Here is a 23,029-nt window from a genome sequence, read left to right on the forward strand (position 1 = left end):
GTTCGACGGAACCAGACCGTTAGACTCCAGGAATCAAGTCTTTCCGGAGTTCCCCGGGTCGCCCCGGGGAACTTCAGTCAGCAGCCGCTGCAACCCCAGGGAGCGCTGTGTCTCGCCGCCTGTTCACCTCGGAGTCCGTCACCGAGGGACACCCCGACAAGATCGCTGACCAGATCAGCGACACCATCCTTGACGCTCTCCTGCGGGAGGACCCGACGTCCCGGGTCGCCGTGGAGACGCTCATCACCACCGGCCAGGTGCACGTGGCCGGCGAGGTGACCACCAAGGCGTACGCGCCGATCGCCCAGCTCGTCCGGGACAAGATCCTGGAGATCGGCTACGACAGCTCCAAGAAGGGCTTCGACGGCGCCTCCTGCGGCGTCTCGGTGTCCATCGGTGCCCAGTCGCCCGACATCGCGCAGGGCGTCGACACCGCGTACGAGGCCCGGGTCGAGGGTGACGAGGACGACCTGGACAAGCAGGGCGCCGGTGACCAGGGCCTGATGTTCGGCTACGCGTCCGACGAGACGCCCGAGCTCATGCCGCTGCCGATCACCCTGGCGCACCGCCTCTCCCGCCGCCTGACCGAGGTGCGCAAGAACGGGACCATCCCCTACCTGCGCCCCGACGGCAAGACCCAGGTCACCATCGAGTACGACGGCGACAAGGCCGTCCGCCTGGACACCGTGGTGGTCTCCACCCAGCACGCCAGCGACATCGACCTGGAGTCGCTGCTCACCCCGGACATCCGCGAGTTCGTGGTCGAGCCGGAGCTGAAGGCGCTGGCCGAGCAGGGCATCAAGCTGACCACCGAGGGCTACCGCCTGCTGGTCAACCCGACCGGCCGCTTCGAGATCGGCGGCCCGATGGGCGACGCCGGCCTCACCGGCCGCAAGATCATCATCGACACCTACGGCGGCATGGCCCGCCACGGTGGCGGCGCCTTCTCCGGCAAGGACCCGTCCAAGGTGGACCGCTCGGCCGCGTACGCGATGCGCTGGGTGGCGAAGAACATCGTCGCCGCCGGCCTCGCCCGCCGCGCCGAGGTGCAGGTCGCGTACGCGATCGGCAAGGCCGAGCCGGTCGGCCTCTTCGTGGAGACCTTCGGCACCGAGACCGTGCCGGTCCTCGCGATCCAGAAGGCCGTCTCCGAGGTCTTCGACCTGCGCCCGGCCGCGATCATCCGCGACCTGGACCTGCTGCGCCCGATCTACTCCCAGACCGCGGCGTACGGCCACTTCGGCCGCGAGCTGCCGGACTTCACCTGGGAGCGCACCGACCGGGTCGAGCAGCTCAAGGCCGCCGTCCAGGACTGACCCGCCGCGTGTCGTCCTGCGTGTGTAGCGCAACGCTCGTGTGAAGCGGCGCCCGCCCCCTCCGGGGGGTGGGCGCCGCTTCGTGCATTGTCGGTGTGACCTGGTAGTACTTGGTGGCGATGAGCAGCACAGGGGAGAACGGGGCCGCCGAGCCGGAGCAGCTGGCGTTCATCCGGGAGACGGTCAAGCGGGCCAAGCCCCGGACGTGGAAGGGTGCCAAGCGGGCCGAGCACCTGCCGGTGGCCCGGGTCGTGGTGGACAAGGGCGTGCTCACCATCGACAAGTTCTTCGACTACGAGGTGCCGGCCGGCATGGCCGAGGACGCCCAGCCCGGAGTGCGGGTACGGGTGCGGTTCGGGGCGCGGGTGGTGAAGGGCCAGCGCGAGGGCGGGGAACTGCACGACGGCTTCATCGTCGCCCGGCTGGAGAAGAGCGACTTCGCCGGACCGCTCGCCCCGCTGGCCCAGGTGCTCTCGCCCGAGCCGGTGCTCACCCCGCAGCTGCTGCGGCTGTGCCGGACCGTCGCCGACCGGTACGCCGGGACACTGGCCGACGTGCTCCAGCTGGCCGTCCCGCCCCGGCACGCCAAGGCCGAGGCCGAACCCTCGCCGCCGCCGCTGCCCCGCCCGGCCGCCCCGGCGCCCGGCGGCTGGCAGCGCTACCCGGCCGGGCCCGACTTCCTCGCCTCGCTCGCCGGGGGCGGCTCGCCGCGCGCGGTCTGGGCGGCGCTGCCCGGCCCCGGCTGGCCGTACGAGATCGCCCGGGCGGTGGCCGCGACCCTGGCGGGCGGGCGCGGCGCGCTGGTCGTGCTCCCGGAGGGGCGCTCGGTGGCCCGGGTCGACCAGGCGCTGACCGAGCTGCTCGGCCCCGGGATGCACGTCGCGCTGGAAGCCGACCTCGGCCCGCGCGAGCGCTACAAGCGCTGGCTCGCGGTGAGCCGCGGCTCCGTGCACGCCGTGATCGGGACCAGGGCCACCATGTTCGCGCCGGTCCGGGACCTCGGGCTGGTCGTCGTCTGGTCGGACGGGGACGGCAGCCACAGCGACCCGCGCGCCCCGCACCCGCACGTGCGCGAGGTGGCGCTGCTGCGTGCCGCCGAGGAGGGCGCGGCCGTACTGCTCGGCGGGCACGCGGTGACGGTGGAGGGCGCGCAGCTGGTCAGCACCGGCTGGGCGCGCCCGCTGGTCGCGGACCGGGAGACGGTGCGGCAGGTCGCGCCCAGGGTGCGGACCGTCACCGACCAGGACCAGCACCGGGACGCCGCCGCCCAGGCCGCCCGGCTGCCCTCGGTGGCCTGGGAGGCCGCCCGGGAGTCGCTGGCCGCCGGGCACCCGGTGCTCATCCAGGTGCCGCGGCGCGGCTACGTGCCCCGGCTCGCCTGCGGGCGCTGCCGGACCCCCGCGCGCTGCCGGCGCTGCGAGGGGCCGCTGGAGGCACCCTCGGCGGACGCCTCGCTGTGCTGCGGCTGGTGCGGGGAACCGGAGAACGACTGGCACTGCCCCGAGTGCGGGTCCTTCCGGCTGCGGGCCCAGGTGGTCGGGGCCCGGCGGACGGCGGAGGAGCTGGGCAAGGCGTTCGCGCGCATCCCGGTGAGGACCTCGGGCCGGGAGGCCGTGCTCACCACCGTGCCGGACGAGCCCTCGCTGGTGATCTCCACGCCCGGTGCCGAGCCGGTGGTGGAGGGCGGCGGCGGGTACGGGGCCGCGCTGCTGCTGGACGGCTGGGCGCTGCTCGGCCGGCCGGACCTGCGGGCGGGGGAGGAGGCGCTGCGACTCTGGCTCACCGCAGCCGCCCTGGTGCGGCCGTCGACGGACGGCGGGACGGTGGTCGTGGTGGCCGAGCCCTCGGCCCGCCCGGTGCAGGCCCTGGTGCGCTGGGACCCGCTGGGGCACGCCGGGCTGGAGCGGGACGAACGGGCCCAGCTGCACTTCCCGCCGGTGTCCAGGATGGCCTCGGTGAGCGGGAGCCCGGCGGCGGTGACGGACCTGCTGAACCTGATCCGGCTGCCCGAGGAGGCGGACGTGCTCGGGCCGGTGCCGGTGGCGGCACTGCGGGGGGAGGAGCAGGAGCGCGCGCTGCTGCGGGTGCCGCCGGGGCAGGGGGCCGCGCTGGCGGCGGCGCTCAAGGCGGCGCAGATCGCGCGGATCGCGCTGCGGACGGCGGAGCCGGTGCGGGTGCGGGTGGATCCGACGGACATCGGCTGAGCGGCGCGTCGGTGGGGTGGCTGGGACGCCTCGTGTCGGGCTTCGGGTCCGGTGGGGCGGCGGGGCGGCGGACCGGCGGACCGATGGGGCGGTGGACCGGTGGGGCGGGGTGAGTGGGCCACCCCGCCCCGGACGGCCCGGGCTGCGGCGGCTCGGTCAGCCGCGCAGCGGGATGCCGGGTCGGTCCGCCTGGGGGCGGTCGACGGGGGTGCCGCGGTCGGGGGTGCCGCGGTCGACGGGGGTGCGGTCGACGGGGGTGCGGTCCATCGGGACGCGGTCGATCGCGGTGTGGTCGATGGTCGCGCGGTCGAGGGCGGTGCGGTCCATCGTGGTGCGCTCCAGGGCGCCGCGGTCCAGGCTGCTGCGGTCCAGGCCGCCCTGGCGGGCCGCCGGGACGGTCGTGGCCAGACCGGTGCGCTCGGTGCCGGTGGGCAGCTCGTCGACGCGGTCCGGGCGGCTCTGGCCCGGGACGCCGCCGCTCGCGGCGAGGAGCTCGCTGGTCGGGCGGCGCATGCCGTAGCGCCGGTGCACGGCCTGCTTGGTGACCCCGAGGGCGGAGCCCACCGAGTCCCAGGAGAAGCCCAGCGCCCGGTCGAACTCGACCGCCGCGGCCACCAGGGTCTCCACGCTCTCCCGCAGCTCCTGCGCCAGGCGCACGGTCGGCGCCGGCGCCCGCCCGTACACCACGAAGCCGGCCGAGGTACTCGGTCGGCGCGGACGGTAGACGTTGCCCAGTTGAGCGGTGAGCGTCCGCAGCGCGTCGACCTGCCGCCTCACCCGCTCGATGTCCCGCACCAGCAGGTGCAGGCTCGCCCGCGCCCGGGCGTCGTGGTTGATCTGCTCGGCCATGGCCTACGTGCCACCTTCCGTACGGTTCGGGTCGGCCGGCACTCGGTGTCCCGTGCGCCCGGCCCCGGTCAATCTCTCTTGACCAACGCCGAAGCGGGGGCCGGGGTAACGCGGCTAGCGCGGTCGGGCCGTTCCGGTCGCCGATCAGGGCCTCCGGGAAGCCCCCGGCGGGCGGCCGCGCGGGTTGCATAGACTGGCGGGTGAACCAGCGGCCGACCGCAGCCCGCGCCCCTACGGACAGGAGCCCGTACCCCGTGGCGATCCAGCCGATCCGTCTCTTCGGAGACCCCGTCCTGCGGTCCACCGCCAAGCCGGTGACCACCTTCGACAAGGAACTGCGCAAGCTGGTCCAGGACCTCACGGACACCATGCTGGACGCCCCCGGCGCCGGCCTGGCCGCGCCCCAACTCGGGGTCTCCCTGCGGGTGTTCACGTACCACGTGGACGGCGTCACCGGGCACCTGATCAACCCGGACCTGTCGCTCAGCGAGGAGGAGCAGGACGGTCCCGAGGGCTGCCTGTCGCTGCCCGGCCTGCGCTACGACACCAAGCGCGCGTACGGCGTGGTGGCCAGGGGCTTCAACATGTACGGCGATCCGGTGACCCTGGAGGGCACCCAGCTGCTCGCCCGGTGCATCCAGCACGAGACCGACCACCTGGACGGCATCGTCTTCATCGACCGGCTCGACCGCGAGCAGCGCAAGGCCGCGCTGAAGGCGATCCGGGAGGCGGACTGGGGCGGTGGGCCGGCCCCGGTGGTCAAGGTCTCGCCGCACAGCACCTTCGGTTCCGCCCGCTGACGTCCGCCGGTTCCGCCCGCCGGTTCCGCCCCGACTCCGGTCGGGTTCCGTCGGTCACTTGAACTTCCTTTTGCAGAAAGGCCCTTGATGCGTCTCGTTTTCGCCGGCACCCCCGAGGTCGCCGTTCCCGCCCTGGACGCCCTGCTCGCCTCGGACCGGCACGAGGTCGTCGCGGTGGTCACCCGCCCGGACGCTCCGGCCGGGCGCGGACGCAAGCTGGTCGCCAGCCCCGTCGCCCAGCGCGCCGAGGAGGCCGGGATCGAGGTCCTCAAGCCGGCGAAGCCCAGCGACCCGGACTTCGTCGCCCGGCTCACCGAACTCGCCCCCGACTGCTGCCCGGTGGTCGCCTACGGCGCCCTGCTGCGCCCCGGCACGCTGGAGATCCCCAAGCACGGCTGGGTCAACCTGCACTTCTCGCTGTTGCCCGCCTGGCGCGGCGCGGCCCCGGTCCAGCACGCGGTGCTGGCCGGCGACGAGGTCACCGGCGCGTCCACCTTCCTGATCGAGCAGGGCCTGGACTCCGGCCCGGTCTACGGCGTGATCACCGAGGAGATCCGCCCGGCCGACACCAGCGGCGAGCTGCTCACCCGGCTCTCGGTCTCCGGCGCGCGGCTGCTCGCGGCCACCATGGACGGCATCGCGGACGGCTCCCTGCACGCGGTGCCGCAGCCGGCCGAGGGCGTCACGCTCGCGCCGAAGATCACCGTCGAGGACGCGCGGATCGACTGGAACCACCCGGCGCTGCGGATCGACCGGGTCGTGCGCGGCTGCGCGCCGGCGCCGGGCGCCTGGACGGAGTTCCGGGGAGAGCGGCTGAAGGTCACCGGGCCGGTCCGGCTGCTGCCGGACTCCGCCGAGCTGGCGCCGGGCGAGGTCGCGATGGTGGGCAAGAACAGCGTCCGGGTCGGCACCGGCAGCCACGACGTGGAGCTCGGGGAGGTGCGTCCGCAGGGGAAGAAGGAGATGCGGGCCGCCGACTGGGCCCGGGGCGCGCGACTGGAGGCGGGGGAGCGCTTCGGGAGCTGACGCTCCCGTCTGACGCTACTGTTCGTATGAGTCGTTGACAACCACTGATAACCACCGATAACCACCGATAACCACCGCAGCACCTTGAGCACCTTGAGGCACCCGTGACCACCCCCAGCGCCAAGCGCGCCCCCCGCCCGCACCGCCGCCCGAAGAAGGACCCGGCCCGGATCGTCGCGTTCCGCGCCCTGCGCGCCGTCGACGAGCGTGACGCGTACGCCAACCTGATCCTGCCCTCCCTCCTCCGCGAGGCCGAGCAGAAGGGCATGGACCGGCGCGACGCCGCCCTCGCCACCGAGCTGGTCTACGGCACCCTGCGCCTGCAGGGCACCTACGACGCGATCATCGCCGCCTGCATCGACCGGCCGCTCGGCAAGGTCGACCCGCCGGTGCTGGACGTGCTCTCGCTCGGCGCGCACCAGCTGCTCACCACCCGCATCCCCAGCCACGCGGCCGTCTCGGCGACCGTCGAACTGGCCCGGGTGGTGCTCGGCGACGGCAAGGCCAAGTTCGTCAACGCCGTGCTGCGCCGGATCAGCGCCCACGACCTCGACGCCTGGATCGAGCAGGTCGCCCCGCCGTACGACAAGGACGCCGAGGACCACCTGGCGGTCGTGCACTCGCACCCGCGCTGGGTCGTCTCCGCGCTCTGGGACTCGCTCGGCCGCTGGCAGCCGGACGCCTCGGGGCGCACCGCGATGGAGGAGCTGCTGCAGGCCGACAACGAGCGGCCCGAGGTCACCCTGGTCGCCCGCCCCGGCCGCGCCACCGTCGGCGAGCTGGCCGACGCGCTGCCGGAGGCCGAGCCGGGCCGCTGGTCCCCGTTCGCGCTGCGGCTCGCCGAGGGCGGCGACCCGGGATCGATCGCGGCGGTGCAGGAGAACCGGGCGGGCGTCCAGGACGAGGGCAGCCAGCTGGTCGCGCTGGCGCTGGCCTCGGCGCCGCTGGACGGGCCGGACCGGATCTGGCTTGACGGCTGCGCCGGCCCCGGCGGCAAGGCCGCACTGCTCGGCGCGCTCGCCGCCGAGCGGGGTGCGGCCCTGGTCGCGAGCGAGAAGCAGCCGCACCGCGCCCGGCTGGTGGCGCGGGCGCTGGCCGGCAACCCCGGCCCGTACACCGTGATCGCGGCCGACGGAACGCGCCCGGCCTGGCGGTCCGGCGGCTTCGACCGGGTGCTGGTCGACGTGCCGTGCTCCGGCCTCGGCGCGCTGCGCCGCCGCCCGGAGGCGCGCTGGCGGCGCCGGCCGGCCGACGTCGCGGCCTTCGGCCCGCTCCAGCGGGACCTGCTGCGCTCGGCGATCGAGGCCACCCGGGTCGGCGGCGTGGTCGGCTACGCGACCTGCTCGCCGCACCTCGCGGAGACCCGCGCGGTCGTGGAGGACGTGCTGCGGGGCGAGAGCGGCCGGGTCGAGTGGATCGACGCGCGCCCGCTGCTGCCCGGCGTCCCGGCGCTCGGCGAGGGGCCGGACGTGCAGCTGTGGCCGCACCTGCACGGGACGGACGCGATGTACCTGGCGCTGCTGCGGCGCACGGCCTGACGCGTTCCGGCGTCGCCTTCCCGGCCGGGGGTGCCTCCTCGGTGGGGAGGGCGGCCCCGGGCGGGTGGCTGTGGCGGGGTGGCTGTGTGTGTGGGAGAGAGAACTGACCTCCCCATGTGGGGGGTTGACGTTCCGTCGGGTGTGGGCTTCCATGGTTCCCGTGTAGCCGCTCGGCTGCATGATCTTTGGGGGGCAGGCTTCGTCGCGTCGCGCGGCGGAGCCGGGGAGGCAACCCCACAAGACATGCGGCGCGATGCGGCTGTTCGCGTTGTGTGTTCTCGTTCTGCGGATGCGTTCCCCGGCGGCTGCCCTTCCCGACCGTGGGAGGCGAGCGATGTCGTCGGAGCTTCAGCGATCACCCGAGGGACCCGCCGGTCCGCAGAGCGCCGTTACGGAACCCCGGGCCCGCAGGACCGCGACGGACGGCCGCACGCTCGATCTGATCGCCCTGATGGGGATCCTGGCGGTGTGCACCCTGATCTGCCTGCTGGCCGGCACCGGGGCGCTTCAGGCCGTCATCGGCGCGGCGGGCGTCCTGTTCGCCGCCTGGCGGACGCCGCGGCGGTCCGGGCGGGAGGAGGGCCGTCGGCGCGGGCCCCGGGGGTGAGGGCGGCGGTGCCCGGCGTGACGGGGTCGTCACGGCCGTGGGCGGCTTGCATCTCCCGTGGGGGGAGGTAGCAGGGTGGTGCCATGAACGGCGACACGACGTACACCATCGGTGAGCTGGCCCGGCGGACGGGGCTGACGGTCAAGACCGTCCGCCACTACTCGGACCAGGGGATCGTGCCGCCGGCCGACCGCAACCCGGCCGGCCACCGGCGGTACGGCGCCGACGCCGTCGCCCGCCTGGAACTGGTCCGCACCCTGCGGGAGCTCGGGCTCGGACTGTCCGCGATCCGGCGGGTGGTGGAGCGCGAACTGACGCCGGCCGACGTCGCCGCCGCGCAGGCGGAGGCGATCGACGTCCAGATCCGGGTGCTGCGGCTGCGGCGGGCGGTGCTCGGGACGGTGGCCAGACTCGGGTCGACACCTGAGGAGTTGACGCTCGTGCACCGATTGGCCCGGCTCACGGAGGACGAACGGAAGAGCCTGATCGGGGAGTTCCTGGCAGGGGTGTTCGGCGGGATCGGGAGTGGCGGCGGGCGGTTCGCCGCTGCGGCGCGCTCGTTGACGCCGGAGCTGCCGGAGGAACCGTCGGTCGAACAGGTCGAGGCCTGGGTGGAGTTGGCGCGGCTGGCGGGGGACGCCGGGTTCCGGGCGCTGCTGCGCGGGCTGGCCGAGGCGGAGGCCGCCGAAGGGGAGGCCTCCGAGGGGGCGGCCTCCGAGGGGGCGGCCGCCGAGGGAGAGGTGGGGTCTGGGGAGGTGCGGGCCGCTTCGGGCGTGCCGCGGCCCGGACTGGCGGTGGCGGTGCGGGAGTTGGCCGGACCGGCGGTCGCGGCCGGGGTGGAGCCGGAGTCGGCGGAGGGGGCGGCCGTCGTCGCGGCGCTGGTGGAGCGGTACGGGCGGTGCTGTGCGGGGGCGGTGCCGGGGGATGCCGGGGCGTTGCGCGAACGTCTGGCGGAGCGGCTGGGGGCGATGGCCGATCCGCGGCGGGAGCGGTACCTGGAGTTGCTGGCGGTGGTCAACCGGTGGGACGCGCCGGAGAGCTGGGCGGCCGAGGTGGACTGGGCGGTGCGCGCCGTGGCGTGAGCCGGTGCGGCTACCGGCGATTGGGGCCCTGGAAGGCGGTGAGGAAGGCGTGGGCCTGGGCGCGGAGGTGATCGACCGGGGGGTCCTCGCAGATCACCTCCAGGCCGAGTCCGGTCGCCCGGCCCAGGTCGTAGTAGGACTGGTAGGCGAGGTACGGGCGGTGGTCGTCGGTGGGGTCGAGGCCGACGGCGAAGGTCGCGAAGTGGGGCTGCCGCTCGCCGGCGGCCGGGGCCGATCCGGCGCGGGAGAGCTGCCATTCGAACTCGTACGGCTCGGGTTCGGCGGGCAGGTCCAGCAGGGCCTGGGCGAGGCGGCGGACCTCGTCCGGGTTCGAGAAGGGGATCGACTCCGACCAGTCGGGGGCCGAGGCGAGCAGTTCCCAGGCGTCGCCGGTGTGGCCGACGGTCAGGGCCCACTCGCCGTCCGGGTCCTGCCAGTGGCAACTGATGATCGGGTCCACGGCGGTCAACCTCCCTGTGGCGCTGGATCGTTCGTACCTCCTCATCGTGGCACACCGGGAGGCCAGGAGACCTCGGCCGCGTGCTGTCCTCGAGCCCGTTGCCAGGCCTCCTGGAGCGTGCGGTAGCCGAGGACGGTGATGCCGTGTTCGGTGAGCAGCCGGCGGGCCTCGGGGGAGACGAGGAACGCGTGGTCGGTGTGCCGGATGCGCCGATCGTCGTCCGGGGCGGGGTGGTTCGGGCGTGCTGTCGGGCCTGCTGTCGGGTTTGTCCTCGGGCCTGCGGTCGGGTTCGTGGCCGGGTCCGTGGTCGAGGCAGTCCTCGGGGCGGCCGTGCTCGGGTGCAGGGCCCACTCGGTGAGGCCCGGGGGGAGTGCGGCGAGCAGGCGGGCGTAGTGGGCGGGCTTGTCGTCCAGGGGGACGGTGAAACTGTCGAGGAAGCCGTGGTCCACCACCGGCAGGCCGTGCTCGCGCATCCGGGCGAGCGCGGGCGGCAGCCAGACCCGGACCGCCAGACCGTACGCGGCGCCGAGGGCGAGGGTGAGGTCGAGGACGTCCTCGCGGCCGCCGTCGGCCAGGCAGTGGAAGTCGAGATGGGTCGGAGCGAGGCCGGCCGCCGCCACCGCGTCGATCTGGGCGCGGAACTCGCGTTCGATGTCGTCGAGCCGGGCCTGGGCGAGCAGGTCGGCGCGTCCGGCGGGGGTGGGGGCGAAGAACCCTCCGGAGGCGTCGAGGAGGGAGGGCACCCGGTCACGGGCGGTGAGCGGGCCCCAGCGGCGGTCCGTGGACTCGCAGACCAGCGTGAGGTGGACGCCGAAGGGGACCTCCGGGTGCCGGCGCAGCAGCCGGAGCGCGTGCGGTGCGGCGGCGCAGGGCGTCATCAGGCTGCACGAGGCCGCGATGCCGTTCCGGACGGCGTCGATCACGGCGAGATTGACGGATTCGTCCAGGCCGAGGTCGTCGCAGTTGAGCAGCAGGAGGCGGGCGTCGGGCGGGTGGCCGAGGAGGTGGTTGGTGGTGGGGTGCGGGTGCGGGTGCGGGTGCGGTTGTGGGGGCAGGGGCAGGGGCAGGGGCGCGGGTGTGGCGTCGGCTGCGGGCATGGGCCGCAGTCTGGCCCGGCGGTGGGGGTGGACGCGCGGGGTTTTCCGGGGGACGCGGTCGGTCGGGTGTCGGCGGGCCGGGCGTCGAGCGTCCGGCGGGGGCGGGTCGGTCAGTCGGTGGCCGGGGCCGGGTGCCAGGGGCGGTCGGGGCGGGTCCGGACCGGGGCGGAGGTCAGGCGCAGCGCGTACACCTCGCGGTCGGTGGCCTCGTACGGGACCTGGCCGAGGTACGCGTGGCCGGTCAGGTGGCACCAGGCGGGGAGGTCGAGCGGGGCGGCGGGGTCGGTGGTCTGGATGTGGACCACCGCGCCGGCCGGGAGGTGCGCGATCCGCGCGCGCAGCCGGAGCAGCAGCTGGACGCAGAGCAGGCCGGTGCCGTCGACGGTGAGGTCGGGGGTGACAGCCTGGGGGGCGGCGGCCTTCTCGGCGTCGGGGGCGGCGGCGTCGGGTGCGCTCATCGGGGGGTCTCCTGGGTGATGCGCCAGAGGCGGCGGGGCAGTTCGCCCTCCTCGAAGGGATGGACGTCGGTCAGGCGCCAGCCCTCGGCGAGCGCGTCGACCAGCTCGCGGGGGAAGAAGTGGACGGCGAAGCCGCCGTGCTCCCAGATGTCGTCCCCGTGGCCGGTGCCGGCGCCGTAGTGGGCGTCGCCGGTGTGGCGGACGGTGTAGACGAAGGTGCCGCCCGGCCGCAGGACCCGGCGGACCTCGGCGACGAGCGCCTCGACCTCCTCGGTGGAGAGCGCCATGCAGAGCAGCATGTGGGCGAAGACCGCGTCGACGGAGGCGTCGGGAAGGGGCAGCGGATCGCGGACGTCGTGGGCGAGGACCGAGAGCCGGTCGGCCAGGCCCTGGTCCGCGGCGGCGGCGCGCAGCTGGTACAGCCCGGTCGGGCTGAAGTCGGCGGCCAGCACGTGGAAGCCCGTACGGGCGAAGTGCAGCGCGTCGCGGCCGTGGCCGGCGCCGAGTTCCAGCACGTCCCGGGCTCCGGCGGCGGCGAACTCCTCGGCGGCGTACTCGGCGGGGGCGGAGGGCTGCTCGCCGTACATCCCCGGGTTGGCGGTGTAGGTCTGCTGCCAGTGCGCGCGTTGGGCGTCGGCGAGCGTGCGTTCCTGGCCGGACCCGGTGCCGGGGGTGTCGGTCATGGTGCTGCCCTTCGCGGGGTGGGGGTGGTGCGGGTGGTGCGGGTTGTACGGGTGGTGCCTGTGGTGCGGGGCCAGCCTAGGACGTGGGGCCGGGCGGGGGCGCGGGCGGGTGGGTCAGCCGAGGCGCTGTCCGGGAGCGGTGCCGCCGAGTCGGGTGAGCAGGGTGGACAGCCGGCCGAGGTCCTCGGGGCTCCACTGCTCGGCCGCGAAGTGGTCGGCGGCGACCTGGCGGGCGGTGTGCAGCATCTCGGCCAGCCGCTCACGACCGGTCGGGGTGAGGGCGGCGTAGGCGACCCGGGCGTCGCGGGCGGCGGTCTCGCGGGCGACCAGGCCGATCCGCTCCAGCGGCGCGAGGCCACGGGTCACGCCGGAGGCGGTGAGGCCGAGGGCTTCGGCGAGGTCGACCCGGCGCATCCGGCCGCCGGGGGCCTGGGAGAGGTGGAGCAGCATGGTGAAGTCGGCCAGGCTGACACCGTGCAGGCCGCTGAGGCTCGCGTCGAAGCGCTTGACCAGAGCCGTCTGGGCGCGGACCAGCCGCAGGGCGGTGTCCAGCGGGTCGGGGCCGGGGCCCGTCGTGGCCGGTGCGGTCGCGTTCTGCGGCACGTGTCCCACCTGCTTCGGCTGGTCTGGCCGGGCCGGCTGGTCGGGATGATCTGTCATTGCCACCTCCTTGATTGCTCAAGTATATCCCGAGGGGGAGCCGTCAAGGAGGTGGCGCAGGGGGAGGGGGTCGGGTCAGCGAGCGGTGTTGGCGGCGCGGCGCTGACGCTTGCCGAGTGGCGCCTGGGAGAGGTCCTCGGCCTGGGAGCGGAGGTTCTTGTAGCCGTAACCCCGTTCGGTGAGCCAGTCCCGTGCCGACTGCTCGGCCCGCTCGGCGGCCTCCAGGATGTCCTCCTCGGCTTCGCCCTCGTCGAGGAAGCGGAAGGTGAAGGCGGCCCGTGCGGAGAGGTCGTAGCTGAGGTGGCCCTCGCGGGTGAAGGCGGCGCGCAGCACGTCGTGTTCGGGGGCGGCGGCGAGCAGTTCGGCGCGCTGCTCGTCGGTGAGGCCGTCGAAGACGCCGCGCACCATGATGCGGAAGGTTCGAGTGGTCATCCCCCGACCATAGGCACTCCGGGCTGCCGGCCGCCAACGCGATTTCCTCGGCCTCCGTGGGCGTGGGGCGCCGGTCAGGCGGGGGTGAGCGCTTCCGCGAGCCCCTCCGCGTACCGGACGAGCCGGGTGAGCTCGGAGCCTCCCCGGGCGCGTCGGAATCCCTGCCGCCGACCGTGGAAGGCGGCCTGGACGGCGTGGAGTTGGGCCCAGCGGCGGGTGCGTTCGCGGTCCAGCTCGGCGGCCTCGGTGAAGACGTCGAGCGCACGGAGAAGGGTGCGACGCACGTCCGTCGTGCCGAGCAGGGTCAGGGCGTGGACCTTGAGCAGGGTGCCGCCGTCGTAGGCACGGTCCCCCACGTAGCCCTTGGGGTCCACGGCCAGCCAGGGCGCGCGCTCCGCCCGCAGGATGTTGCGGGGATGGAGGTCGCCGTGGACGAGCACCTCCGGCTGGGTGCGGGCGAGTTCGCGGACGGTCGCGAGGGCGGCGGCCGCCGCGCGGTCCGACAGGGCGTGGGGCAGGGAGGCCGCGTCGGTGCGCAGCGCGGCCTCCCAGCCGGCCGCCTGCTCGCTCAGCCGGGCCAGGCCCGGTGGCGCCGGGACGGCGAGCCGACGGCTGAGCCGCCCGGCGGCCGTCAGCACCTCGTCGCTGTCCCGGACCTCCGCGAGCGTCGTCGGGCTCGCCCGTTCGAGCAGCATCGCGAAGCGCTCGTCGTCCCGTGCGTACAGCCGGACGGCTCCCCGGCCCGCCCACACCTCGAAGGCGTCCGGCTCGTGCACGTTGCCGGGGTGGGGGAACGACAGCTTCAGTACGGCGGTGCGCCCGTGTGCCTGACGGACCGGGAGGATCAGGCCGACGCCGCCGTGGACGGCCGAGCCGTCCGGTACGCAGTCCCAGCGTTCCAGCAGTTCGGCGGCGAGGCCGGGGAGTTCGGCGATCCAGGCAGCGCCGGGTGCGCCCTCGCGGTCGACGGTGGTGCGGGCGAGCCCGTCGGGGACGGTGATCATGCGGGTTCCCTCCCGGTGTCGGGGCGGTGGGGGTGAAGGGGCGAGGGGTGAGAGGTCCGGTGCGGCAACCGGCCGGTCGGGCTCAGGGGGCGAAGGGGCCGAAGGTCGTGGCGGCGAGGCGGAGTGCCGGCGCCGGAGTGCCGTCCCCGGTGCCGACGGAGTAGACCAGCCGCCTGCGCAGGTCCGGGGTGGAGAAGACGCCGTCGGCGTACCCGAGGTCGTGCCCGGTCTTGCCCCAGACCACCGTGCCGTCCCGCAGGGGGATGGCCATCAGCCCGGCGCTGTAGCAGGCCAGCCCCTTGTCCGGGCCGAACCGGCACTCGCCGGCCCCGCGTACGGGCACCAGCCGGCCGGAGGCGTCCCGTGGCAGGGTGAGCAGGTCGTTCAGCTGCTGGGGCGGCAGGAGTTCGCCGTCCAGCAGGGCGCGCAGGAAGCGGTCCAGGTCGGCCGGGGTGGACACCATCGACTCGGGGTTGCCGCCCTGCTCGGAGACGTCCGTCGGCTCGCCGGCGTTGTCGGCGAAGTAGCCGGCCAGGTGGGGGTCGGGCATCGTTGGCCTGCCCTCCGTCACCTGGGTGTGCCGCAGGCCGAGCGGCTTCAGGATGCGGGCCGTCACCTCCTCCTTGATCGTGTGTCCGGTCACCTGCTCGATGATCCGGCCGGCCAGCCGGTAGTTGAAGCTGTTGTACTCCTGCTCGGTGCCCGGCTCGAAGACCGGGCCGGCCTCGGGGAGGCCCTTCTCCGGGTGAGGGCGGAGAGTCCGCTGGACGACCTGGTCGAGCGTCTCGATCACGAACCGGTTCGCGATCAGGCCGTCGTGGTCGTCCTCCTCGACCTCCGGGCCCTCGACGGCCTGCGGTAGTCCGCTGGTGTGGTCGAGGAGTTGGCGGACCGTGATGGGCAGCGTGAAGCTCGCGGGCAGCGTGCCGGGCAGGTACTGCTGGACGGTGCCGTCCAGGGAGATCCGCTGCTCGGCGGCGAGCTGGAGCACCACGGCGGCGACGAAGGGCTTGTTGATGCTGCCGATCCGGAACGCGGAGTTCGGCGCCACCGGCCGCCCGCTCACCGGATCGTCGGCGCTGCCGCGCCAGACCAGGCCGTCGACCGTCACCCGGGCGACCGCGCCCGCCGCGGGATCCCCCGGACGGGCGGCGATCGCGGCATCGAGGACTGCCGGATCCGGACCCGCGGGTGGCGTCCGGCCGACGGCGGATGCGGCGGGCGCGGACGTGAGGATGAGGGCGGCGAGGCCGAGTACGAGGGAGGCGGGCCTGGTGGCGGCCATGTGTTCTCCGGGGTCCCGAGGGCGGATGGGGGGCGGAGTGATCCGCCCTGGAGTACACGAGACTGACGGGTGTTCAGTTGCATCCGGCCGGCGCGGAGATCGAGAGACGGAACACGGAACACGGTGGAGACTCCCTTCCGCGGCGGCCCGGGTGGCCGCCGTCGCGGTGACTCCAAGACTGATCGCCGGAACCCCGTTCGCGCATGTGCCGATCGGCAGGAATCCTGCCGGAACGCGACCGGGCCTCCCCTGCCGATCGGCAGGGGAGGCCCGGGGAGCGGGTGCGGCGGGTGCGGCCGGCGGGAGGGCGGCTACACCCGCGCCGGGAGCCGGGTGCAGACCGCCCCGGTCATCAGCGGAGCCGGCTCGGCCCCCAGGACGGCCAGGGTGAACGCGGTGGTCAGCGCGCTGATGTCGCGGGACTCGCGGATCAGCAGGTGGTTGGCGCCCGGCGCCTCGTACCGCGCGAGGTCCGGCACGACCCGCCGGGCGCGCAGCGCGTACTCCAGGGACTGGGTGGCATTCGCCGAGCTGTGGTCCCCGGTGCCGTGGACGATCAGCACCCGCCGCCCGGCCAGCTGGTCGACCGGATCGCCGCTGGGCAGCCAGGGGGCGATCCCGGCGACGCCGACCACCGACGGGTGCCCGGCGCACCAGAAGGCGGCCCGCCCGCCCAGCGAGTTGCCGATCAGGACGACGGGCCTGCCCGGGTACAGCTCGGTGAGCTCGTCGAGCGCCCAGCGGGTGTCGACGGCGGTGTCGGCGTCGGCGCCGTTCCAGCCGCCGTGGCGGTAGCGCAGCAGGTGCACCGCGAGGCCGTGCGGCCGGCCGCGGTCGGTGAGCTCGGTGGCCAGGTCCCGCAGGCCCAGCTCGGCGACCCTCAGCGGTGCGCGCCGGCTGCGGATGAAGCCGCCCGGCAGCAGCAGGGCGACGCCGTCGACCGGCCCCTCTCCCTGCCGCTGGGTCAGCTCTGCGGTGCGCGGGCGCTGCGCTCGGAACACGCGAAATCCCTCCTGATGTGTACAGGCGGATTCTACGGTTCCGACGACGGGTCCCGGTGCGCCAGGAGGGACCACAGGACCCAGCCGGAGACCCCGGTGCGCACCACCATGACCTTCGCCCAGCGGGCGCCGAGCGGCGACGTCCAGGTGTCCACGACCTCGACCCGGTCACCCGAATGGGCGAGTCCGATGACGGTGTCCTCGCCGAAGTGGTCGACCCGGACGTTGGCGGCGCCGGCCGACACCTCCCACCACCCCGCGCCGAGCTCGGGCGGCAGGTCGGTGCCCGCCGTGACGGCCGCCGGGATGAGCAGGATGCCCAGCGCGACCACGGTGGCCGCCGCGCGGCCGATCACGGTCACGGGAGCCTCCTCCGGGAGACGGGCGCGGGCAGCGGGGACGGGGGCGAGATCGAGGGAGGCATGTACAGCAGAACGATCCGGCCGGGCGTACGCGTACTGCCCGGTGCCGAGGTGTACCCGGTCGGCTCAGCACCACGCGGGGGCCGGGTGGAACGGCGGCTCGGGGCGGCCCCGCGAGGCGTTTCAACTGTCCTTCCCTGGCGAACGGTTGGCGTGCCGTGGCGGACGACTGGCGCGCCGGTCGGCGGAGCCGGACGGGGCGGAGGCGTCGGGGCGCGAGAGATTTGCGTGAAAGGGTGGTAACACTGTTTCCCATCGGTTACGTTGTTACCCATGAGCACGCCCTACCAGGACGCGCAGCGAACCGGCCAGGATGCCGTGCGCGCCGTGATCCTCGACCGAGCCATCGCCCTCCTCGTCGCCGAAGGCCCCGCCGCGCTGACCGTGCGCCGGATCGCCGCCGAGATCGGCTCCTCGACCAAGGTGCTGTACACGATGTTCGGCGGGAAGGAGGGGCTGCTGGACGCGTTGTACCGGGAAGGCTTCGCGCGGCTGCGCCGGGCGCAGGAGCAAGTTCCGTGCGGGGAAGACCCGTTGGCGTACCTGACCGAGCTCGGCCGGGTCTACCGGGAGCTGGCGATCGCCGAACCCGCCTACTACCGGGTGATGTTCGAGCAGCCGGTGCCCGGATTCCGACCTGGCGCCGAGGCGTTGGCCTTGGCGGACGGTGCGTTCGACGCCTCGGTCGCGGCCGTGGAGGCCTGCATCGTGGCCGGGGTCTTCCGGCCCGGCGACGCCCATGAGATCTCCAAGCTCTTCTGGGCGGCCACCCACGGAGCGGTGAGCCTGGAGCTCGCCGGCCACTTCGCGCCGGCCGAGGCGGGGGCACGCTACGAGGCGCTGATGGCCGCGCTGGGAAGGGCGTTCGGCGCCGGCACTCCATCACTTGACGAGAGGGCGACACCATGAGTCCCGACAATCCGGGCCACGGCGGCACGAGCCGCAACCGCTACCTCTGCGGGAACTTCCGCCCGGTGACCGAGGAGGTCACCGCCCACGACCTGCCCGTCACCGGCCGCATACCCGCCCACCTCGACGGGCGCTACCTGCGCAACGGCCCCAATCCGCTGGGCATCGAGGACCCGGCCGCGCACCTGTGGACCCTCGGCGCGGGCATGGTGCACGGCGTTCGGATCCGGGACGGACGCGCCGAGTGGTACCGCAACCGCTGGGTCCGCTCGGGCGCGGTCTCCGGCCGGCTCGGTGAGCCCCGGCGCGGCACGCCCGTCGACGAGCGGCTGGACATCTCCCCCAACGTGCAGGTCGCGGGTCTCGCCGGGCGCACCTACGCGCTGATCGAGGGCGGCATCCGCCCGTACGAACTCACCTACGAGCTGGACACGGTGGGGCCGTGCGAGCTGGGTGCCACGCCGGAGGGGTACAGCGCCAACGCCCATTCGATCCTCGACCCGCACACCGGGGAACTGCACTCGCTGGCCTTCCGGTACGGCTCCGAGCAGGTGCAGCACATCGTGATGGACGCCTCCGGCGCCGTCCGACGCAGCACGCTGATCGAGGTGCCCGGCAACCCGTACATGCACGACTTCGCGCTCACCGAGCGGTTCGTGCTGCTGTACGACACGCCGGTGGTGTTCAGCGCGGCACACCTGGCCACCGGCGTGCCCTTCACCTGGGACGAGCGGCGCGCCGCCCGGGTCGGGGTGATGCCGCGCGAGGGCGGCGCGGTGCGGTGGTTCGAGCTCGCGCCGCACCTGGTCGGGCACACCCTCAACGCGTACGAGCGGTCGGCGGATTCACTGGTGGTCGACGTCGTGCGGCACCCGCCGGGGATCGACCTGCGCACCATCGGCGCGAGCAGGCCCACGCTCGACCGCTGGACGATCGACCTGGCGGCGGGGACGGTGCGGGAGGAGCGGCTGGACGACCGGGTCCAGGATTTCCCGCGCGTCAACTCCCGGCACACCGGGCGCCCTTACCGGTACGGCTACGCGGCAGCCGTCGAGCTGTACGCGTCCGCGGCTGGCCCCGGGGTCGACCGACCGGAGGAGGGTTTCAGCAACGCCCTGTTCAAGCACGACCTGAGCCGGGGGACCGTCGAGGCCCATGAGTTCGGGCGCGACGGGGCGGTGGGCGAGGCGGTGTTCGTCCCCGCCGAGTCGCCGGCGGCGGAGGACGACGGCTACCTGATGGCGTACGTCCACGACCCGGTCAGGGGCGCGGCGGACCTGGTGATCCTCGCGGCCCAGGACTTCACCGGCGAGCCCGTCGCCCGTGTCCACCTGCCGGTGCGGGTCCCGCTGGGCCTGCACGGCAACTGGGTGCCGGGCGGGGAACCGGGCCGTCGCTGAGGGGCAAAAATGAGCCCGCCGTGGACGGGAGTGTGCTCAGCGCGGTCGAAGGCCGCCCGGGCGGGGAGCCGGAAACAGGGAGCGGGGAGCCGGCGGCGGCCCGGGCGGGGTCATCGGGGCCGGGTGGCCCGGAGCGAGTAGGACTGCGGGGCGGGCGAGCCGGCCGGGACGCGGAAGTGGCCGTGGGCGTGCTCGTGGAGGAAGTCCAGGCGCAGGCCGGCCCCGGCCAGCGCGGTGACGACCTCGCCGAGGCCGTGCTGCCACTGCACGGTGACGGTGGCGTCCAGCCGGGCGTCCGGGTCGGCGTAGGTGCCGGGGTAGTCGACGACGATCGGGGTGCGCTCGAAGTAGTCCTCCTCGAAACTGCGCCCGTCGTCGGAGAGGACGTCGGCCACCGGGTGGTGCTCGGCGAGGTAGAGGAAGCCGCCGGGGGTGAGGAGGGAAGCGACCGTCCGGGCCCAGCGGGTGAGGTCGGGGAGCCAGCAGAGCGCGCCGTAGCCGGTGTAGACGATGTCGTACGTCCGTCCGTCGAGCGCCTCGGCGGCCCCGTAGACGTCGGAGGTGACGAACCGGGCGTCGTCGGCGCCGATCCGGGCGGCGAGGTCGGCGGCGGCCGCGACGGCCGGGGCGGAGAAGTCCAGCCCGGTGACGACGGCGCCGCGGCGGGCCCAGGAGAGGGTGTCGAGCCCGAGGTGGCACTGGAGGTGGAGCAGGGTGCGGCCGCTGACGTCGCCGACCTCGGCGGGCTCGTAGTCCCGGAGGGTGTCACGGCCCGCGACGAAGCCGGGCAGGTCGTAGAACGGGCCGGCGGCGTGGACGGGTACGCGCTCGTCCCAGTTCGCGCGGTTGGCGGTGCGCCAGTCGGGCGTGGCGGGGGTCGTGGTGGGAGTCGCGGTCATGTCGGGCAACGCTAGCCAGCGCCCCGGGGGCGGGCAATCGATTTCCGGGGCCGGAGCCGGGGCCGGGGCCGAGGCCCGAGCCGGGGCGGAAGGGCGGCGGGACACGAAGGAGGATTCGTCACGATCCCGGCGTCCGGGGCCTGGTATGTGCGGGTCATGGCCGGGGTTTTCCCTGCTCTTTGTTCCGGATCATGGCGCGCTCTGCAACGATCCGATGATCGTCGCCCCGACGCGGTGGGCGGCGCGTCGCAGGGGAGAGACCGGCATGGCCGTTCGGGCCGAGGACAGTGTCGTCCGGGCGAGGTGGGGAGCCAGGTTCGCCTGGGACAAGGAGACCTGGATGGTGGTCTCCGGCGGGGTGCTGGGGGCGATGTTCGCGAGCATGGGGCTCGCGGTGCTGTTCGGCCCGGCGAACGGCTTCGGCGGCGACAGCCTCGCGTTCATGGGGATCATCAGCATCCTCGGGCTGATGCCCTGCGGTGCGGGCTTCGTCTGGGCGCTGATCCACCCGAGGACCGGGCTCCCCTCGGCCGCCGCCGGGGCGCTGCTGGGGCTCGCGATCTTCGTCGGCTTCGCCGGGGACGGCCTCAACGACTCCTGGAAGGCGCCGCTGGACCGGCCCTCCACGATCCGCGCGGTGGGCAGCTGGACCAGCGGGAACCTCGTGGTGCGGGTCCGGCCGGACCTCGTGGTGGCGTACCGCAGCGCCACCGGGGCCGTCGCCTGGAGCTGGTCCCCGCCCGGGCAGGACACGGTGTGCGCGATGAGCCGGGGCACCGGGCCCGACGGGACGGGCCAGGGCGGCGCCCTCGGCCTGATCGGCCACTCGCCGCACGACCGGCCGTGCTCCGCCGTCACCGCGCTCGACCTCGCCGACGGCAGGGAGGGCTGGACCGCCACCGTGGACGCGCCCGCCCGGGACGGCGACGACGCCACGCCGGACGTGGTCGCGGTGGCCGGGCAGCAGGCCCTGCTCCAGGAGAAGGCCGGCTGGCGCGCTGTGCGGCTCGCGGACGGCCGGGACGTCTGGCACAGCGCGGTCGATCCCGGCTGCGCCCCGCTGCAGGTCGCGGGCGGCGCCGGGGACGCCGTCACGGTCGCGCAGTGCGGTGACGCCGCACCCGTGCTGCGCTCGCTGGCCCCGGCGGACGGCCGGGAGCAGCAGCGGATCGCACTGCCCGCGGCGGGCGGGCTGAAGAACCTGGCGGTGGTGTCCGTCGACCCGCTCGCGGTGTGGGTGGACGCCCAGGCCGAGCGCGGCACCCACGCGGTGCTCAGCTACGACCGGACCGGCCGGCAGCGGGCGGCGATACCGGTCGCCGGGGACGAGTACGACCTGGACGTGATGCTGGGCGGGCTGCACGCCTTCGACGAGTTCAGCGCCCGGCCGCTGTTCGGCGGGGTGGTGGTGGGCGACCTGTTCGTGGTGCCGGGGGAGAAGCCCGGCGACATCGGCATCAGCGGTGGCAAGCACCCGAGCCGGACCGCCACCGGCCGGCTGCTGGCCTACTCGCTCACGGACGGCGGCAAGCGCTGGACGGCGGGGCTGGACGACCAGGTGACCGGCCTGGTGGTGGACGGCGGCTCGGTGTGGGCGATGACCCGGGGCCGGGTGACCAGGGTGGAGGTGGCGACCGGGCGGCAGAGCGCCGTGCTGGACGTCAACGACACCGCGTCGCTCTACCCGGTGGACCTGTCGGTGTCGGGTCCGGAGCGGTTCACGGTGGTCGCGGAGGACGGGACGCGGGACGAGCCGCCGGTGCGGGTGCTGAGCTGAGGGCGCGCGCCGGGAACGGAGACCGGGGACGGAGACCGGGAACGGACGCCGGGAACGGACGCCGATGACGGATGCCGGGGACGGACCGTCACCGCAACGGGCATGGCCAGGGCAGTTGGTGACGCAGGGTGACCGCCAGCGCCGTGGTCGGCGGCCGGATCACGCCTGGCCGGGCGCGCGGAGACGGTCCTCGCGCTCCGCCTCGCCCCTCCGGCGGGCCCGCCAGCGGAGGACCTGAGCCTTCCGGGCGGTTGTGTCACGCTGGTGGGGGAGCACCGCCGAGATCGGGAGACTCGTGATGGCCGAGATCAGGGTGAACGGGGTGGCGCTGCACTACGAGGCCCGTGGTGAGGGCCCCGGCGTCGTCCTGGTGCACGGTTCCTGGAGCGACGCGGACTCCTGGGCGCGGGTGCTGCCGGGCCTGGCCGAGTCCACCACCGCGGTCGCCTACGACCGCCGGGGGCACAGTCGCAGCGAGGATCCGCTCACCCAGGGTTCGGTGCACGAGGACGCGGCCGACCTGGCCGGGCTGATCCAGGAGCTGGGCCTGGCGCCCGCCTTCGCCTACGGCGACTCCTACGGCGCACTGGTCACCCTCCGGCTCGCCACCGCCCGGCCCGACCTGCTGCGCGGGATCGCCGTGCACGAGCCGCCGGGGACCGGCATCCTGCTCGCCGACCCGGACCTGCGCCCGATCGGCACCGACTTCGCCGACCGGGTAGCCGCCGTCCGGGAGCTGCTGGAGCAGGCGGAGTCGGCCGCCGCCGCCGAACTGTACGTGGACAGCCTCGCCTTCGGCCCCGGCGCCTGGGAGCAACTGCCCGCGCCGGTCCGGCACGCCTACATCCGCAACGCGCCCACCTACCTGGACGAGCTGCGCGACCCCGACGCGCTCGACCTCGACCTGACCGGGCTCTCCCGGTTCGGCGAGCCCGCGCTGCTCACCCAGAGCGACGACAGCGCACCGATGTTCGGTGAGGTGCTGGACCTGATCGACCTCGCCCTGCCCAAGGCGGAACGCCACCTGTACGAGGGCGCCGGGCACGCCCCGCACCTGGCGCAGCCGGAGGAGTGGGTGCGCGTGGTGCTGCCGCGGGCGCTGGGCTGAAAGTCGAGGAAT

General features: G+C 74.6%; 22 protein-coding genes and 1 pseudogene. 11 read left to right on the forward strand and 12 right to left on the reverse strand.

Annotated features, from left to right (window positions below):
- Nucleotides 1-107 precede the first annotated feature (107 nt).
- Complete coding sequence (metK, locus tag ACFWP2_RS20885; protein WP_189916754.1) at nucleotides 108-1,316, forward strand: methionine adenosyltransferase; 1,209 nt, start codon at nucleotides 108-110, stop codon at nucleotides 1,314-1,316.
- A 119-nt stretch (nucleotides 1,317-1,435) separates the two neighbouring features.
- Nucleotides 1,436-3,520, forward strand: a complete 2,085-nt coding sequence (locus tag ACFWP2_RS20890; protein ID WP_380453404.1) for a primosomal protein N' — start codon at nucleotides 1,436-1,438, stop codon at nucleotides 3,518-3,520.
- 503 nt (nucleotides 3,521-4,023) lie between these two features.
- On the opposite strand, the pseudogene ACFWP2_RS20895 reads toward ACFWP2_RS20890, so the two are convergent.
- A pseudogene (locus ACFWP2_RS20895) lies at nucleotides 4,024-4,369 on the reverse strand (hypothetical protein); the annotation flags it as partial.
- A 254-nt stretch (nucleotides 4,370-4,623) separates the two neighbouring features.
- Here ACFWP2_RS20895 and def point away from each other — a divergent pair.
- From def to ACFWP2_RS20920, 5 genes are all read left to right on the forward strand, one after another.
- Entirely contained in the window at nucleotides 4,624-5,169 is a 546-nt protein-coding gene (def, locus tag ACFWP2_RS20900; protein WP_380453406.1) for a peptide deformylase, read from the forward strand.
- 87 nt (nucleotides 5,170-5,256) lie between these two features.
- Nucleotides 5,257-6,195 carry a methionyl-tRNA formyltransferase gene (fmt, locus tag ACFWP2_RS20905; RefSeq protein ID WP_380453409.1) on the forward strand — a complete coding sequence of 313 codons (939 nt, stop codon included), beginning with the start codon at nucleotides 5,257-5,259 and terminating at the stop codon, nucleotides 6,193-6,195.
- A 104-nt stretch (nucleotides 6,196-6,299) separates the two neighbouring features.
- Nucleotides 6,300-7,733, forward strand: coding sequence for an RsmB/NOP family class I SAM-dependent RNA methyltransferase (locus tag ACFWP2_RS20910; RefSeq protein ID WP_380453412.1), 1,434 nt, complete (start codon nucleotides 6,300-6,302; stop codon nucleotides 7,731-7,733).
- 334 nt (nucleotides 7,734-8,067) lie between these two features.
- Nucleotides 8,068-8,340 (forward strand): hypothetical protein, encoded by a 273-nt coding sequence (locus ACFWP2_RS20915; RefSeq protein WP_380453416.1) that lies wholly within the window; start codon nucleotides 8,068-8,070, stop codon nucleotides 8,338-8,340.
- 83 nt (nucleotides 8,341-8,423) lie between these two features.
- Nucleotides 8,424-9,422 carry a MerR family transcriptional regulator gene (locus tag ACFWP2_RS20920; RefSeq protein WP_380453419.1) on the forward strand — a complete coding sequence of 333 codons (999 nt, stop codon included), beginning with the start codon at nucleotides 8,424-8,426 and terminating at the stop codon, nucleotides 9,420-9,422.
- A 10-nt stretch (nucleotides 9,423-9,432) separates the two neighbouring features.
- On the opposite strand, the gene ACFWP2_RS20925 is transcribed toward ACFWP2_RS20920, so the two are convergent.
- From ACFWP2_RS20925 to ACFWP2_RS20970, 10 genes are all read right to left on the reverse strand, one after another.
- Entirely contained in the window at nucleotides 9,433-9,882 is a 450-nt protein-coding gene (locus tag ACFWP2_RS20925) for a hypothetical protein (protein WP_380453422.1), read from the reverse strand.
- 41 nt (nucleotides 9,883-9,923) lie between these two features.
- The gene (locus ACFWP2_RS20930) at nucleotides 9,924-10,979 is read right to left on the reverse strand and encodes a ChbG/HpnK family deacetylase (protein ID WP_380453425.1); all 1,056 of its coding nucleotides are present in this window, start codon (nucleotides 10,977-10,979) and stop codon (nucleotides 9,924-9,926) included.
- A 110-nt stretch (nucleotides 10,980-11,089) separates the two neighbouring features.
- Nucleotides 11,090-11,437, reverse strand: coding sequence for a sulfurtransferase TusA family protein (locus ACFWP2_RS20935; RefSeq protein ID WP_380453428.1), 348 nt, complete (start codon nucleotides 11,435-11,437; stop codon nucleotides 11,090-11,092).
- A complete protein-coding gene (locus tag ACFWP2_RS20940) occupies nucleotides 11,434-12,120 on the reverse strand; it encodes a class I SAM-dependent methyltransferase (RefSeq protein ID WP_380453430.1) in 687 nt (228 codons plus the stop codon). The genes ACFWP2_RS20935 and ACFWP2_RS20940 overlap by 4 nt, the downstream gene beginning before the upstream one ends.
- Before the next feature lie 114 nt (nucleotides 12,121-12,234).
- Nucleotides 12,235-12,780 (reverse strand): MarR family winged helix-turn-helix transcriptional regulator, encoded by a 546-nt coding sequence (locus ACFWP2_RS20945; RefSeq protein WP_380453433.1) that lies wholly within the window; start codon nucleotides 12,778-12,780, stop codon nucleotides 12,235-12,237.
- 75 nt (nucleotides 12,781-12,855) lie between these two features.
- Nucleotides 12,856-13,212, reverse strand: coding sequence for a DUF6204 family protein (locus tag ACFWP2_RS20950; RefSeq protein WP_380453436.1), 357 nt, complete (start codon nucleotides 13,210-13,212; stop codon nucleotides 12,856-12,858).
- Nucleotides 13,213-13,286: 74 nt separating this feature from the next.
- Nucleotides 13,287-14,216 (reverse strand): aminoglycoside phosphotransferase family protein, encoded by a 930-nt coding sequence (locus ACFWP2_RS20955; protein WP_380453439.1) that lies wholly within the window; start codon nucleotides 14,214-14,216, stop codon nucleotides 13,287-13,289.
- A gap of 82 nt (nucleotides 14,217-14,298) precedes the next feature.
- The gene (locus ACFWP2_RS20960; RefSeq protein ID WP_380453442.1) at nucleotides 14,299-15,501 is read right to left on the reverse strand and encodes a serine hydrolase domain-containing protein; all 1,203 of its coding nucleotides are present in this window, start codon (nucleotides 15,499-15,501) and stop codon (nucleotides 14,299-14,301) included.
- 311 nt (nucleotides 15,502-15,812) lie between these two features.
- Complete coding sequence (locus tag ACFWP2_RS20965; protein ID WP_380453444.1) at nucleotides 15,813-16,502, reverse strand: alpha/beta hydrolase; 690 nt, start codon at nucleotides 16,500-16,502, stop codon at nucleotides 15,813-15,815.
- Nucleotides 16,503-16,534: 32 nt separating this feature from the next.
- Nucleotides 16,535-16,864 carry a hypothetical protein gene (locus ACFWP2_RS20970; protein ID WP_380453447.1) on the reverse strand — a complete coding sequence of 110 codons (330 nt, stop codon included), beginning with the start codon at nucleotides 16,862-16,864 and terminating at the stop codon, nucleotides 16,535-16,537.
- A 333-nt stretch (nucleotides 16,865-17,197) separates the two neighbouring features.
- On the opposite strand from ACFWP2_RS20970, the gene ACFWP2_RS20975 reads away from it, so the two are divergent.
- Nucleotides 17,198-17,833: a TetR/AcrR family transcriptional regulator gene (locus ACFWP2_RS20975; protein ID WP_380453450.1), complete on the forward strand. Its 636-nt coding sequence runs from the start codon at nucleotides 17,198-17,200 to the stop codon at nucleotides 17,831-17,833.
- Nucleotides 17,830-19,233, forward strand: coding sequence for a carotenoid oxygenase family protein (locus ACFWP2_RS20980; RefSeq protein ID WP_380453452.1), 1,404 nt, complete (start codon nucleotides 17,830-17,832; stop codon nucleotides 19,231-19,233). The genes ACFWP2_RS20975 and ACFWP2_RS20980 overlap by 4 nt, the downstream gene beginning before the upstream one ends.
- A gap of 110 nt (nucleotides 19,234-19,343) precedes the next feature.
- Here ACFWP2_RS20980 and ACFWP2_RS20985 read toward each other — a convergent pair whose 3' ends face one another.
- Nucleotides 19,344-20,132, reverse strand: a complete 789-nt coding sequence (locus ACFWP2_RS20985; RefSeq protein ID WP_380453454.1) for a class I SAM-dependent methyltransferase — start codon at nucleotides 20,130-20,132, stop codon at nucleotides 19,344-19,346.
- 265 nt (nucleotides 20,133-20,397) lie between these two features.
- Here ACFWP2_RS20985 and ACFWP2_RS20990 point away from each other — a divergent pair, with 265 nt between their 5' ends.
- Both ACFWP2_RS20990 and ACFWP2_RS20995 read left to right on the forward strand, forming a co-directional pair.
- A complete protein-coding gene (locus ACFWP2_RS20990; protein WP_380453457.1) occupies nucleotides 20,398-21,909 on the forward strand; it encodes a PQQ-binding-like beta-propeller repeat protein in 1,512 nt (503 codons plus the stop codon).
- Nucleotides 21,910-22,207: 298 nt separating this feature from the next.
- On the forward strand, nucleotides 22,208-23,017 hold the full coding sequence (locus ACFWP2_RS20995) for an alpha/beta fold hydrolase (RefSeq protein ID WP_380453459.1): 810 nt from the start codon (nucleotides 22,208-22,210) through the stop codon (nucleotides 23,015-23,017).
- Nucleotides 23,018-23,029 lie beyond the last annotated feature (12 nt).

It is taken from the genome of Kitasatospora sp. NPDC058444 (genome assembly GCF_042721415.1).
Lineage (GTDB): Bacteria > Actinomycetota > Actinomycetes > Streptomycetales > Streptomycetaceae > Kitasatospora.

Excerpts from the sequence above, each read along its gene's own strand:
- ACFWP2_RS20890 (WP_380453404.1), top strand. The coding sequence starts at position 1,436 with ATGAGCAGCACAGGGGAGAACGGGGCCGCCGAGCCGGAGCAGCTGGCG.
- fmt (WP_380453409.1), top strand. The coding sequence starts at position 5,257 with ATGCGTCTCGTTTTCGCCGGCACCCCCGAGGTCGCCGTTCCCGCCCTG.
- ACFWP2_RS20915 (WP_380453416.1), top strand. The coding sequence starts at position 8,068 with ATGTCGTCGGAGCTTCAGCGATCACCCGAGGGACCCGCCGGTCCGCAG.
- ACFWP2_RS20920 (WP_380453419.1), top strand. The coding sequence starts at position 8,424 with ATGAACGGCGACACGACGTACACCATCGGTGAGCTGGCCCGGCGGACG.
- ACFWP2_RS20930 (WP_380453425.1), bottom strand. The coding sequence starts at position 10,979 with ATGCCCGCAGCCGACGCCACACCCGCGCCCCTGCCCCTGCCCCTGCCC.
- ACFWP2_RS20935 (WP_380453428.1), bottom strand. The coding sequence starts at position 11,437 with ATGAGCGCACCCGACGCCGCCGCCCCCGACGCCGAGAAGGCCGCCGCC.
- ACFWP2_RS20940 (WP_380453430.1), bottom strand. The coding sequence starts at position 12,120 with ATGACCGACACCCCCGGCACCGGGTCCGGCCAGGAACGCACGCTCGCC.
- ACFWP2_RS20945 (WP_380453433.1), bottom strand. The coding sequence starts at position 12,780 with ATGACAGATCATCCCGACCAGCCGGCCCGGCCAGACCAGCCGAAGCAG.
- ACFWP2_RS20950 (WP_380453436.1), bottom strand. The coding sequence starts at position 13,212 with ATGACCACTCGAACCTTCCGCATCATGGTGCGCGGCGTCTTCGACGGC.
- ACFWP2_RS20955 (WP_380453439.1), bottom strand. The coding sequence starts at position 14,216 with ATGATCACCGTCCCCGACGGGCTCGCCCGCACCACCGTCGACCGCGAG.
- ACFWP2_RS20960 (WP_380453442.1), bottom strand. The coding sequence starts at position 15,501 with ATGGCCGCCACCAGGCCCGCCTCCCTCGTACTCGGCCTCGCCGCCCTC.
- ACFWP2_RS20975 (WP_380453450.1), top strand. The coding sequence starts at position 17,198 with ATGAGCACGCCCTACCAGGACGCGCAGCGAACCGGCCAGGATGCCGTG.
- ACFWP2_RS20980 (WP_380453452.1), top strand. The coding sequence starts at position 17,830 with ATGAGTCCCGACAATCCGGGCCACGGCGGCACGAGCCGCAACCGCTAC.
- ACFWP2_RS20985 (WP_380453454.1), bottom strand. The coding sequence starts at position 20,132 with ATGACCGCGACTCCCACCACGACCCCCGCCACGCCCGACTGGCGCACC.
- ACFWP2_RS20990 (WP_380453457.1), top strand. The coding sequence starts at position 20,398 with ATGGCCGTTCGGGCCGAGGACAGTGTCGTCCGGGCGAGGTGGGGAGCC.
- ACFWP2_RS20995 (WP_380453459.1), top strand. The coding sequence starts at position 22,208 with ATGGCCGAGATCAGGGTGAACGGGGTGGCGCTGCACTACGAGGCCCGT.